11 protein-coding genes are annotated in these 12,542 nt (G+C 31.0%); 5 read left to right on the plus strand and 6 right to left on the minus strand.

Going from position 1 to position 12,542, the window contains the following annotated elements:
* Positions 1-19: 19 nt before the first annotated feature.
* From LHL71_RS03245 to LHL71_RS03255, 3 genes are read right to left on the minus strand one after another with little or no spacing between them, the layout of a single operon-like run.
* Positions 20-739 carry a DnaD domain-containing protein gene (locus tag LHL71_RS03245; protein ID WP_227361581.1) on the minus strand — a complete coding sequence of 240 codons (720 nt, stop codon included), beginning with the start codon at positions 737-739 and terminating at the stop codon, positions 20-22.
* 25 nt (positions 740-764) lie between these two features.
* Positions 765-1,268, minus strand: coding sequence for a cell wall elongation regulator TseB-like domain-containing protein (locus LHL71_RS03250; RefSeq protein WP_227361582.1), 504 nt, complete (start codon positions 1,266-1,268; stop codon positions 765-767).
* 15 nt (positions 1,269-1,283) lie between these two features.
* A complete protein-coding gene (locus LHL71_RS03255; protein WP_227361583.1) occupies positions 1,284-4,112 on the minus strand; it encodes a helicase C-terminal domain-containing protein in 2,829 nt (942 codons plus the stop codon).
* 185 nt (positions 4,113-4,297) lie between these two features.
* Here LHL71_RS03255 and mvk point away from each other — a divergent pair, with 185 nt between their 5' ends.
* Genes mvk through fni form a run of 4 tightly spaced genes read left to right on the plus strand, consistent with a single transcriptional unit; the run spans position 4,298 to position 8,389 of the window.
* On the plus strand, positions 4,298-5,257 hold the full coding sequence (mvk, locus tag LHL71_RS03260; RefSeq protein ID WP_227361584.1) for a mevalonate kinase: 960 nt from the start codon (positions 4,298-4,300) through the stop codon (positions 5,255-5,257).
* Positions 5,254-6,228 carry a diphosphomevalonate decarboxylase gene (gene mvaD, locus LHL71_RS03265; RefSeq protein ID WP_227361585.1) on the plus strand — a complete coding sequence of 325 codons (975 nt, stop codon included), beginning with the start codon at positions 5,254-5,256 and terminating at the stop codon, positions 6,226-6,228. Before mvk ends, mvaD begins: the two co-directional genes overlap by 4 nt.
* Before the next feature lie 28 nt (positions 6,229-6,256).
* Positions 6,257-7,333, plus strand: a complete 1,077-nt coding sequence (locus LHL71_RS03270) for a phosphomevalonate kinase (RefSeq protein WP_227361586.1) — start codon at positions 6,257-6,259, stop codon at positions 7,331-7,333.
* Between the two features lie 15 nt (positions 7,334-7,348).
* Complete coding sequence (gene fni, locus LHL71_RS03275) at positions 7,349-8,389, plus strand: type 2 isopentenyl-diphosphate Delta-isomerase (RefSeq protein WP_227361587.1); 1,041 nt, start codon at positions 7,349-7,351, stop codon at positions 8,387-8,389.
* A 16-nt stretch (positions 8,390-8,405) separates the two neighbouring features.
* On the opposite strand, the gene LHL71_RS03280 is transcribed toward fni, so the two are convergent.
* A complete protein-coding gene (locus tag LHL71_RS03280) occupies positions 8,406-9,764 on the minus strand; it encodes an RsmF rRNA methyltransferase first C-terminal domain-containing protein (RefSeq protein ID WP_227361588.1) in 1,359 nt (452 codons plus the stop codon).
* Positions 9,765-9,848: 84 nt separating this feature from the next.
* Here LHL71_RS03280 and LHL71_RS03285 point away from each other — a divergent pair, with 84 nt between their 5' ends.
* Positions 9,849-10,658, plus strand: coding sequence for a Cof-type HAD-IIB family hydrolase (locus LHL71_RS03285; RefSeq protein ID WP_227360397.1), 810 nt, complete (start codon positions 9,849-9,851; stop codon positions 10,656-10,658).
* A gap of 31 nt (positions 10,659-10,689) precedes the next feature.
* On the opposite strand, the gene glpK is transcribed toward LHL71_RS03285, so the two are convergent.
* Together glpK and thmT are read right to left on the minus strand one after the other, a co-directional pair.
* On the minus strand, positions 10,690-12,192 hold the full coding sequence (gene glpK / locus LHL71_RS03290; protein ID WP_227360398.1) for a glycerol kinase GlpK: 1,503 nt from the start codon (positions 12,190-12,192) through the stop codon (positions 10,690-10,692).
* 128 nt (positions 12,193-12,320) lie between these two features.
* Entirely contained in the window at positions 12,321-12,509 is a 189-nt protein-coding gene (gene thmT / locus LHL71_RS03295) for a 2-hydroxymuconate tautomerase (RefSeq protein ID WP_227360399.1), read from the minus strand.
* Between the last annotated feature and the right edge of the window lie 33 nt (positions 12,510-12,542).

The raw sequence follows: 12,542 nt of genomic DNA on the forward strand, positions 1-12,542 counted from the left end.
TTTAATGGTCAAGCTCTTTTTAAATCTTATTTAAATCGATAATTGGAATATCCGGTCCGGAATATCCATTTTCATCATTACTTAATTTATGATTATTTCTTTTATTAGAATAATCTTCTATCTGCTGAACTGTTTTAAGATTTTGTTTTTCCCAGTTCCCTAAGATTCGATCCATATACTTTAAATTTCTAACTTGATTTAAAACCGCTTCTTTTAAAGCTAGCATAATAATATCTGGATCATAGTTATCAATATCAAACCACTGACTAATAGTTTCCAATTCTATAGGAGATAATGTACGACCAAATTCCTTTTCAATATTAGAAAAAATTTCTTGTCGAACATTACGCTTATCATTTTTTTCTGAGTTAGATATAGCTTTGTTTTGGTCACTATTATCGTCACCTAAGCTATTAACATAATCTTCTAATTTGTTATACATATTAGAAAAATCATACGCATCGTATTTCTTATTATTAACTTGTTTACTAACAATTTTAACCATTTTATTAGTAATTAAATTATGAAATATTGCATATAAATGTTTTTCCGAAAAGCCTGTTTGAATCGCTAGTATTTTAATATTAGGCATCGGAACAATAAAACTATCAGTTTTTTTGATTAATATATATACTAATAATTCTTCACTTTTTAAGCCAATCTTTTTATAGTAAGTTAACAATAAATTATTTACTGTCGTGGACCCATTTTCTAATATTAATTGACTAAATTTTTTCATTTTTATTCCTCTAATGTAAATCTAATTAAATATTTTCAATAACCTTTTGTATTTTTCCGGATTTAAAAGTTACATTCGCAAAACAAAGTTTATTTTGATTGTTTACATATGAAACATTCCAATATGGGTGCTCTTTTTCAATGGTTAAACCAACATTTAAAATCTTCTTAGGGCTTTTATAATTTTTAACTACTGTTCGTGCACTAGATGCAGTTATTCCTTGGCTATAACGTAAAGTAACTGCTGTTCCACCGTTCTTAGGAACAATTACATATTTCTTTTTACCAGTTTTATCTTTACCACTCACTGTATAATAAGTTTCATTTAAATTAGATGAATAGAACTTATCAACATCTTTAATACCGGCTTCTTTAGCAATTTGAATTGTTTGTTTTCTGGCAGTTTGCATTGGTTTTCTAGATTGCCACAAAATAACAATTGTTGAAAATATCGCTATTACTAAAATCAATAAGACTCCCATTGTAATCGCAAATGTTCGTTGTTGCTTAACATGTTGCTTTCTTTGCATACTCTCATCCTCTTTCTAAGATCTATCTCCATGTTTGGCAAAAAAAGATTTTATATCTATTAGACTTTCATCCAATGAAGTTTGAACAATTGGTACCTGTTTTTTCAAATTAGAGATAATAGTTTTTCCATAATTATGGTCTAGCAAACGAGAATCTAATATTCCAATCACTCCATAATCATTTTTAGTTCTAATTAATCTACCAATACCTTGACGCAACTTCAAAGTTGCCTTAGGTACTGAAATTGTATAAAAAGGATCATGTCCCGCATTTTTAGCAATTGAATAGATTGCATGATTATAGGGATCTTTAGGTGACTCAAATGGAAGTTGTGCTATTATAATCATTTCTAATTGATCACCAGGAAAATCAATTCCATTCCAAAATCTTCCGGTTCCTAATAAAATTGCATTTTCTTGGTTTATAAATTGTTTAGTTATCTTAGCAGTTCCTCCATGAATACCTTGAGCTAAAATTACATTATTAATTGAATCATTTGCCTCTAAACGATTATAAACTTCCTCAATTGCTTTAAGGGAATTAAATAATACTAAAGTTTTGCGATGATCGGCAGCTAAAAACATTTTTTCAATACTATTAGCTACATAACTATAATATTCATCAGTTTTTACACTGTTAAATTGATTATCATCAATTAGATACAACTTAGAATTATCTAAAGTAGCAAGATCGTTTTCTAATCGTTTAACTTTAGTATTTTCACCCTTGATGCCTAAATTTTTAAATATAAATTTTGATTTTTTAGATGACAATATAGTTGCACCCGTAAAGGTTACTGGTTCAAAAAATTTATATAATTCTGACTGTAAAAAATCATTATCTAATGTTAACCCATAGTTTATCTTTAAACTATTAATATCTTTATTCAATCTAATGGATAACCAGAACACATGTTGATCAATAATTTCATCACTACTATCCAATACATTAATTAATTGCGTATTTAAATCAGATAGCTCATTTAAATAATTTAAAAATGAATCTACATTAACTAAATCATTATTAGTTAAACCACTCATATTTTGATTAATTTGACTATAAAAATTATCAGTTAGTTTTTTAACAATCACATTTACTTCGATGATATCATTAAAAATTTTTTCATGTTGCTTTTTAAAAAGGACAATATCTTTGTTATTAATCAAAAGTTGATAGTAATCACCCTGGCGATATAAATGTTTTTTCAAGATAAACCATTTATTAATTTCATTAACCAGGTCTGAAAGGCTGCTTTTCAAAATATCCATTTGCTTAATAATTATTTTAGTTAGTGAACTAATCGTTAAATTATAGTCTTTTAAGTAATAAATACTACTATCAATTGGTTGATAAATGCTAGATAGTATTCGATTAATTAAAGTATTGATTTCTGAAATTGAAAAGCTTTCTTCATTATTTTTAATAACTGCATTGGCAAATTCACTAGTTTCATCAATAACCAAATATGGTTTTTCTGATAGGTTAACAAATTTATCGCGGTTATTTAATAAATATGCATGGTTAACTATTACAAAATTTGAACGTTTTGCATTTTCCAGATTAAATTTAAAAAAGTCATCAGCTTCAAATTCAGCAGCAACTTTGCCAGTATGTTGAATTTTTTTTACAAGTGGCGATTGATCAAAATTGATATTTATTTCATCTAAATCACCCGTTTTCGTCATAGTTAGCCAAACTAAGATTTGAGCCTTAACGAAATCAGTGTAAGTGGTTCGATCCTCAATAGGCAACCAATTTTTAAACTTAGCAATGTCAATATAGTGGCGAGAACCTTTTAAAATACTACTAGTGACTTTAAAATTTGATTTTTCATTTAATAAAGGAATGGTTTTATTTTGCAATTGCTCTTGTAAATTAGTTGTTGCTGTACTAATCACAATTGGTTTGTTAGGTTGAATTAAGTAGCTAAAGGGAAAAGTGTAGCCTAAGCTTTTTCCAATCCCTGTTGGAGCCTCAATTAGTAAGTTTTTTATTTTATGTTCTTCACTTACATAACTATAATTATTATAAATTAAATTCATCATCTCATTTTGAGATTTACGTGAATCTAGTCTACTAGGTAATACATTCAACTTAGCCTTTCTAGTTTTTGGATACTTAATTTTTGTAGTCTCCAACTTGCTATCAGGTAATAATCTTTTCTTTCTAATCACTAAACCGTTGCTAACTATTAAATATTCTGGTAAATCTTTGGTAATTTTAGCTTGCTGGCGGTTTCTATTTACTGATAAAAACACCTTGAATGTTTCTTTAGGTAATACCGGATGAACGCTAATAATTTGATCTAAGGTAATCTGCGGCAAATTATTTACCTGTTCAATCAATATGATTAATAAGTGAGCTGTAGCTAATGCGTCACTATCAGCCAAATGTGGGTGAACATGCAAAATATTAAAATAATCACTTAAATCTTGTAATCGGTAGCTCGTTAAGGTAGGAAGTAAAATTTGGCTTAACGTAACCGTATCAATACCATCAATTTCTAATTCTGGGTAGCCAATTTTTATAAATTCTTCATTTATAAAGTTAAAATCAAAATTTATATTGTGAGCCACAAATACAGTATCTTTAAGTAATTGATAGATTTTTTCGGCTACCTGTTCAAAATTCGGAGCTGATTTTAATTGTTCATCAGTTATTCCAGTTAATTGAGAAATTTGACTTGAAATTAATTGTCCTGGGTTTATGTAAGTACTATAGTTATCAATAATTTTATTATTTTTAACCAAGTAGCAACTAAACTGAATTATTCGATTGTCATTTTTAGGGTCGGTTCCTGTTGTTTCAATGTCTACAACAGAAAATGTTGTTTGTGAGTTCATAAAATCACCAAATCTTTATTTTATTCGTCTAACGCTATCCTTAATAATACTACATAAAAGCATGTATCTTCCACTTTATTAGATTTTTTTCGTATTCCTTATAAAACTCTAAAAAGATTAAATTAAAATTTTTTAACTTTATCAATTATGATAAAATAATTTTTGTTTGAAAGTGAGAGATATAATTGAAAAATAAAGCGATCGGCATTAGCTATGCCAAAATAATTTTATTTGGTGAACATAGTGCAGTATATGGGAAACCATCTATTGTTTTACCAATATACTCCGTAAAAATGCAAGCTACTATTACTCTAACTAAAATCGGAAAAACAATAAGTAGCCAGTATTTTAATGGAAATGTTTCTGAAATGAATAATAATTTATTAGGAATTAAGGTATTAATCAATAAAATTTTAGAATACTTTGGTAAGCCTCAACTAAGTTTTAATCTGGACATTAAGAGTGAAATTCCAGTTGAACGAGGGATGGGATCTTCGGCTGCCACAGCCGTTTCAATTACTAAAGCCTTTTTCAATTTATTCGAAAAGAAAATTAATCGTAAGCTACTATTAGAAATTGCTAACGTTGAGGAGTCTGTCACTCATGGTAATCCAAGTGGCATCGACGTTGCAGCTTCCAGTTCCAATACACCTATTTGGTTTATAAAAGATACTATCGATTTACCCTTATCTTTTGATCTAATTAATTATTATTTAGTAATTGCTGATAGTGGTATTAAAGGAAAGACTAAAGAAGCTGTTAATTTAGTAAAACAAAAGCTCCTTGAAAGTAACGAAGCTAATTCCATTATCGATGAATTAGGTGATATAACTAATCAAGCAAGAAGAGCTCTTAGTAAAAGTGACGGAATTACCCTCGGTAAATTAATGAACCTTTCTCAGGTTAAATTATCAAAATTGGGAGTTAGTACCCCAAAAATAAATGAACTATGTAAAATCGCAAACGAGTATAACGGATTGGGGTCCAAACTTACTGGTAGTGGCCTAGGTGGATGTGTTATTACCTTAGCAAAAAATAAATCTGATGCTGAAACTATCGCCTTGCAACTTAAAAAAAATGGAGCCACTAAGACCTGGATTCAGTCCCTTAAAAACTATAATAATCCCAACGGAGATGAATCATGAACAATCTGATAACCGCTAAAGCACATACTAATATTGCTCTAATTAAGTATTGGGGTAAAAAAAACGACGAACTTATTATTCCCCAAAATAGTAGTTTATCATTAACTCTAGATGCTTTTTATACCCAAACATCGGTAATATTTGACGAGAGTTTATCAAACGACCAGTTACTAATCAATTCACAAAATGCCAATCAAACTGAACTTAGCAAGGTTTCTAATTTTTTAAATATTATTCGTAAAATGGCTCACATAGATACTTCAGCTAAAGTTATTTCTACCAACCATGTCCCTACTGCCGCTGGACTTGCTTCATCAGCATCTGCGTTTGCTGCTTTGGCAGGTGCCGCTAGTAAAGCTGCTGGACTAGATCTTAATAAACGTGATTTATCTCGATTAGCTCGTCGTGGATCTGGTTCAGCCTGCCGATCAATTTATGGCGGATTTGTTGAATGGCAAGGTGGTCATAATGATGAGGATTCATTTGCTAAACCAATCTATGATGAAGAAATTGATATTAATGTAATTGCCTTAGCTACTAACAAATCACAAAAGAAGATTTCAAGTCGAACTGGTATGAAAATATCAGTAGATACTTCTCCCTACTATCCTACTTGGATTAAAGTGGCCAATAATGATTTAGTAGAATTAAAAAATGCTATTTATAAAAAAGATTTTACCAAGTTAGGTACTATTAGTGAATTAAACGCAATGCGTATGCATGCTCTAACATTAAGCGCTAATCCGGACTTCTTATATTTTAACGGTGATACACTGAATATTATGAATGAAGTTAAGTCTTTAAGAAGCAACGGTATTGAATGTTATTACACTATTGACGCTGGACCAAATGTAAAAGTTATTTGTAAGAGTAAGGATTCTGACTATCTCGTTAAATACTTTAATAATATACTAGGTAATGAGAATGTCATATTAGCAAAGCCTGGAAATGGTATTGAATTTATTGAATAATTAATTATTCTAGAAAGGATCTGAAAGTTTGATTTCTGTACAAGCTCCAGGAAAATTATTTATTGCCGGTGAGTATGCCGTAGTGGAACCTGGTCACCCGTCAATTATTGTAGCCCTAAATAAATTCGTTAATGTCAATATTACTGAAAGTAGTAATTTTGGAAGCATAATTTCTAAGCAGTACAAAGAAGACTCAGTAATTTGGAAGCGTCACGGTTCTGAAATGGTCTTAGACACTCGCGATAATACTTTTAATTATATTATTTCTGCTATTAAACTAACCGAAGAATACGCTCAAAGTTTAAATCGTAGTATGAAAATATACCATTTAGAAATAAATAGTGAGCTTGACAGTCCTAAAGGTAAAAAATACGGATTGGGGTCGTCTGCTGCCGTGACAGTAGCTACTATTAAGGGTTTATGTAAATTCTATGACCTACCACTAGATAAAGATAAATTATTTAAACTAGCCGCTATTGCTCACCTAGATATACAAGGTAATGGCTCATTAGGCGATATTGCCGCTAGTGTTTATGGTGGATTTATTTCTTATTGTACTTTCGATCATGAATGGCTTAAAACTGCACGAGTAGAATTATCGCTCATTGAACTGATCAATCAAAACTGGCCCAAATTACAAATTAATCAACTTCCTATTCCGGATGATCTTAAATTAACCATTGGGTGGACTGGATCACCAGCTTCAACATCTCATTTAGTAGATAAGGTTGAGGTCAAAAAAAATAAAGAGCAACTAAATTATCAAGAATTTCTTAGTAAAAGCGACCAGTGCATTAATTCAATGATCACCGGTTTTAAGAGTAATAATGTTAGCTTAATTCAACAAGAGATTTTAAACAATCGGAAAATTTTAAGCCAACTTTCTAATTTTACAGAGGTTCCTATCGAAACTCCTTTACTAACAAAATTATGTGATATTGCTATTCATTTTGGTGCAGCAGCTAAAACGTCAGGAGCTGGTGGCGGAGATTGTGGTATTGTTATTTCCAATAAGAATAATGATATCCATAAAATGATTGACCAGTGGAAAGAAAATGACATCATTGAATTACCTTTAAACATACATCATGTTACTGATTTTTAACTTGGGAGATTTAATATGATTACACCTCATTCTCATCGAAAAGATGAACATGTTTCTTTAGCACAAAAATTTTATCAAAATCAAGATTCCTTCAATGATCTTAAATTCATTCATCAAGGATTAACCGATTTATCTATTAATGATATTGATATTTCAACTAAAATTGGAACAATTGACTTAGAAAGGCCCTTTTATATTGAAGCAATGACCGGCGGTAGTCAAAGGACCAAGGAGCTCAATCAACGTATTGCTAAAATCGCCGCTCAAACTAATTTAGCTATGGCGGTTGGTTCTCAAAGCGTGGCGCTAAAAGATCCAAATGTGATTGATACTTTTAAAATTGTAAGACAGATGAACCCTGATGGTATCATTTTTGCTAATCTGGGGGCAGAACATTCCTTAGATGATGCTAAAAGAGTAATTGATATGATCAATGCTGATGCCTTAGAACTACATATCAATACGCTACAAGAATTAATCATGCCTGAAGGAAGTCGCGAATTTCAATTTTTAAAAAATATAGAAAAATTAGTTAATAACATCCCTATTCCAATCATTGTCAAAGAAGTCGGCATAGGAATGAGTCAGTCAACCATTAAACGACTTAAATCAGTCGGTGTTCAATTTATTAACATCAGCGGTACTGGTGGAACTAATTTTGCTCAAATTGAAAACTTTCGACGTCCCAATAAAGATATGGATTATTTGGCTGACTGGGGATTAAGCACAATTGAATCATTATGTAACACATTACCCTATCAAAATGATTTAACTGTTATTGCCTCCGGAGGAATCAAATCTCCACTAGACGTTGCAAAATGTTTATCTCTTGGTAGCCAAGCAGTTGGCATAGCAGGTTTCTTTTTGAATCAACTATTTAAAAAAGACGATTCACAAATTATCGAAACAGTTAACGATTGGATCTATGGTCTTAAAGCAATTATGCTATTAACAGATTCAATCAACGTTTCAGATCTAAAAAAATCAGAAAAAATCTTTTCTGATAAACTAATTAATTATCTTAAACAACAAAATTTGCAAAATTATATAAAATAAAAAAGACTAATATTAATTAGTCTTTTTTTATTGCAAATCTTAGTCCTTTTGGGAAAAAGTTTTTAGCTACCGAATTAACTACTTTGCTAAAACCAATCCCTTGTCCCTGACAAGTTAATAAGTACCAACCTTTTTCAAGTGATGGATCAACAGAAAGCGTTTCACCATGGACATATTTCTGCCACTCTTCCTCGCTAATAGGTAACACCTTACTAATTTGATCAGGTTTAACTGCTAAAGATAATGCATATGATGGTTCAAACCGTTTTTTCTTAAAAGTACCAAGGTGTAATCCCAACCTGCTAATTTTTATTTTAGATAGATCTGGAACTTCATTAGGCAAAACAAATAATTCATCACCAAAACACACTAGATTGGTAAATTTTGGACTAGTTTTAAAAGTTAAATTAATAAACTCATTTAACAACTCAGTTTGTTCTTTACTTAATTGAGTTAATTTAAATGGCTTTAGTTTTTTACTTTCAATTTCTGAATTAGGCTTTGTAAGCTTTGCGATAAAATGGCCTTCCCCGTTAAAATTATGTGGAAATAGTCTTACACAATTTTGTAAATCAGGATTGTTATCAGCCCACTCTGGTCTCCCATCATTCATGTTATCAGTTTTATTAATTACGTCGATTGAATAATCAAAATTATCAACTAACCATGCAATAATTTGTTCATCTTCTTCTGGAGCAAAGGTACAGGTAGAATAAATTAATTCACCACCTGGTCTTAACATTTTATTAGCTTCAATTAAAATTTCACGTTGGCGTTTAGCACATTCCACTGGATAATCTAAATTCCAATAGTCCATTGCATCAGGATTTTTACGAAACATGCCTTCTCCAGAACACGGAGCGTCTACTAAAATTCGATCAAAAAAATTGGGTAGTTTTTTAGCCAATGTTTTAGGATCACTATTAGTTACAACCGTATTAGTAGCACCAAAACGTTCAACATTTTCAGTAAGAACTTTAGAACGTTTATAGTCAATTTCATTTGATACCAATAATCCGGTATTATGCATATAACTAATTAAATGAGTTGATTTACCACCTGGAGCTGCACATAAATCTAAAACTTTTTCATTTAATTGAGGTTTAGCAACTTCACCAACAAACATGGCACTGGGTTCTTGACTATATATCGCCCCACTTTGATGGTTAACACTTTTTCCATTAATTTTTCCATAATAACCAAATTCTGTATATTTAATTGGTTTACTTAAATTTTCGTCAATAACTTTTTCTTTTAAAGGATTAATTCTAAATCCATGTGTAATTTCATTATCAAAACTGTCAAAGAATTTTTCTGATTCAACTTCTCCCATCAATTCACGATACTTATTTTTAAAATCAATTGGTAACTTCATTTACATACTCCTTACTTGCCTTTTATAATTGACGAATTTGGCTTTATTCGTTATGATTACAGGATAATTATAAAGATTTTCGAGGTGATTACTATTAATAAAAAACTAATTACATTGGACCTAGATGGGACTACTTTAACTAATAATGCGACAATTAGTAGCTTAACTAAAAAAACTATTAAAGAAGCCACTCGCCAAGGCCATATAGTCAGTATTGTCACCGGACGTCCAAATCGTATTTCTATTAACTTCTACAAAGAATTAGGTTTAAAGACTCCAATGATTAATTTTAATGGTAATTTAGGAATTTTACCAGACAAAAAATGGCAATTAGAATATCAGCATACAATTGACCGAGAAATCGTCTTCGATTTAGTATCCAAAAGTAAATCCTTAGGCATCTCCGTAATTGCTGCTGAAAATCGAAAAACTTTTTTGATTAATCAAGGCGCTAAGTTTGAAACTGGGTTCTTTCCGACCATTTTAGAAACTAACCAAATTTTAAATCAAAAAAATCTTACTTATAATCCTATCTGTATTTCTTTATCTGTCAATCCACTTCAAAAAAATAATGTAATCAATTATATAAATCAAAATTACGGAGATTTAGTTGAAATTTCTCCATGGGGTGGCAAATATCCAATTATTGAATTAGCCACCAAAGGAATCAAAAAATCGACCGGAGTAAAGATTTTAGCTGATTTTTACGGTATCATGCAAAAAGATATCGTTGCTTTTGGAGATGAAAGCAACGACACATCAATGATTGAATTTGCTGGTAAAGGCGTAGCTATGAAGAATGCTATTCCAGAAATTAAAAAAATCGCTAATGATGTTACTGAATTTACCAATGATGAAGACGGTGTAGCTAAATATATTCAACGTTTTCTTTAAATAAAAAAGACAGCTTTATAAGCTGTCTTTTTTATTTATGATGAAAGTGAATGGTTGCTTCTACTGCATCTTTCCATCCACTATACAATGCATCTCTTTCTTGAAAACTCATCTTGGGAATAAATTCATCTTTAGTTTTAATAGTTGATTTAATTTCTTCTATATCTTTCCAATAACCAACTGCTAAACCAGCTAGATAAGCAACTCCAAGAGCAGTAGTTTCTGAAATAGATGCCCTTTCAATAGGTGTATCTAAAATGTCTGCTTGAAATTGCATTAAATAATTATTTTTGGCAGCTCCACCATCAACTGATAGACTCTTCAAATCAATTTTTGTATCTTCTGCCATAGTATCAATTACATCTCTGGTCTGATAAGCTAATGACTCTAGAGTAGCTCTGACAAATTGTTTTTTGTTAGTTCCCCTAGTTAGTCCAAAGACAGCCCCTCTAGTTTCTTGCTCCCAATAAGGTGCCCCTAATCCAGTAAACGCAGGGACTACATAAACTCCATCACTATCCCTAGCCTCAGTTGCTAAGGCCTCAGAATCACTAGAAGATTCTACCATTTCCATTTCATCTCGTAACCACTGAATAGCAGACCCCGCAACAAAGATACTACCCTCGAGAGCATAGTTAACTTCGCCATTAATTCCATAAGCTACCGTAGTTAACAATCCTTTGTGAGATAGAGTTGGTGTTTTACCAACATTCATTACAATAAAAGCGCCTGTGCCATATGTATTTTTAATCATACCTTTTTCAATAGCCATCTGCCCAAATAATGAAGCTTGTTGATCACCAGCAATTCCAGCAATTGGTACTTGAACCCCAGAAAAAGTATATCCAGAAGTATATCCATAAATTTCTGATGAAGATTTAATTTCTGGTAAAATTTGGCTTGGTATATTTAATAAATCTAAAATTTCTTGATCCCATTTTAAATCATAAATATTAAATAACATGGTACGACTAGCGTTAGTATAATCAGTTGCATGAACATGACCATCAGTTAGTTTCCATAAAATCCATGAATCAATAGTCCCAAATAATAGTTCACCATTTTCTGCTTTTTTCCTAGCACCTGGAACATTATCTAATAACCACATAATCTTTGTTGCAGAAAAGTATGAATCTATTATTAATCCAGTTTTTTCATGGATTAACTGACCAATTCCCTGATTTTTTAGTTCATCAGCAATTTCACTAGTTTGCTTAGACTGCCAAACAATTGCATGATAAATCGGTTCTCCAGTATTCTTATCCCAAATTACTGTGGTTTCTCGTTGATTAGTAACTCCAATTCCCCTTACCTTATAGGGCGGAATATCAGAATTAATTAAGGTTTCTGAGATTACTGATTGAACAGCATTCCATATCTCATTAGCATCGTGTTCAACCCAGCCAGGCTTAGGAAAGTATTGATGAATCTCTTTTTGAGATTTACCAACAATTTCTCCTTCTGAGTTAAAAAGAATTGCACGAGCACTAGTGGTTCCCTCGTCAATTGACATTATATATTGTTGATCATCCATTACATTGTCTCCGTTCTGCATAACATAAGGATTTTTTATCATAACTAACAGTATACCTTATAATTATAGACAACAACAATATTCTAAATAAAATTTAAATAAAAAGACTAAGCATCTGCTTAGTCTTTTTATTTTTCGTCACTTTTTAAAACTCCACCAACACTATAACGGTTTGGTTGCATTTCATTTAAAATGACATGTACATGTTCTTTAGGAGCGTTAGTGTCCTTAGATACAACATCAGTAACATCTTCAACTAATTTCTTTAATTGGGCTTCGCTTCTACCAGCAATTAAATCAATATTTATAATTGGCATTCTTGTTCTCCTTAAATTTAATAATAAAATTAT

It is taken from the genome of Lentilactobacillus laojiaonis, from assembly GCF_020616595.1.
Classification (GTDB): Bacteria; Bacillota; Bacilli; order Lactobacillales; family Lactobacillaceae; genus Lentilactobacillus; species Lentilactobacillus laojiaonis.

What these genes read in the sequence shown, in the direction of transcription:
- LHL71_RS03245 (WP_227361581.1), bottom strand. Translation starts at nt 739, where the DNA reads ATGAAAAAATTTAGTCAATTAATATTAGAAAATGGGTCCACGACAGTA.
- LHL71_RS03250 (WP_227361582.1), bottom strand. Translation starts at nt 1,268, where the DNA reads ATGCAAAGAAAGCAACATGTTAAGCAACAACGAACATTTGCGATTACA.
- LHL71_RS03255 (WP_227361583.1), bottom strand. Translation starts at nt 4,112, where the DNA reads ATGAACTCACAAACAACATTTTCTGTTGTAGACATTGAAACAACAGGA.
- mvaD (WP_227361585.1), top strand. Translation starts at nt 5,254, where the DNA reads ATGAACAATCTGATAACCGCTAAAGCACATACTAATATTGCTCTAATT.
- fni (WP_227361587.1), top strand. Translation starts at nt 7,349, where the DNA reads ATGATTACACCTCATTCTCATCGAAAAGATGAACATGTTTCTTTAGCA.
- LHL71_RS03280 (WP_227361588.1), bottom strand. Translation starts at nt 9,764, where the DNA reads ATGAAGTTACCAATTGATTTTAAAAATAAGTATCGTGAATTGATGGGA.
- glpK (WP_227360398.1), bottom strand. Translation starts at nt 12,192, where the DNA reads ATGGATGATCAACAATATATAATGTCAATTGACGAGGGAACCACTAGT.
- thmT (WP_227360399.1), bottom strand. Translation starts at nt 12,509, where the DNA reads ATGCCAATTATAAATATTGATTTAATTGCTGGTAGAAGCGAAGCCCAA.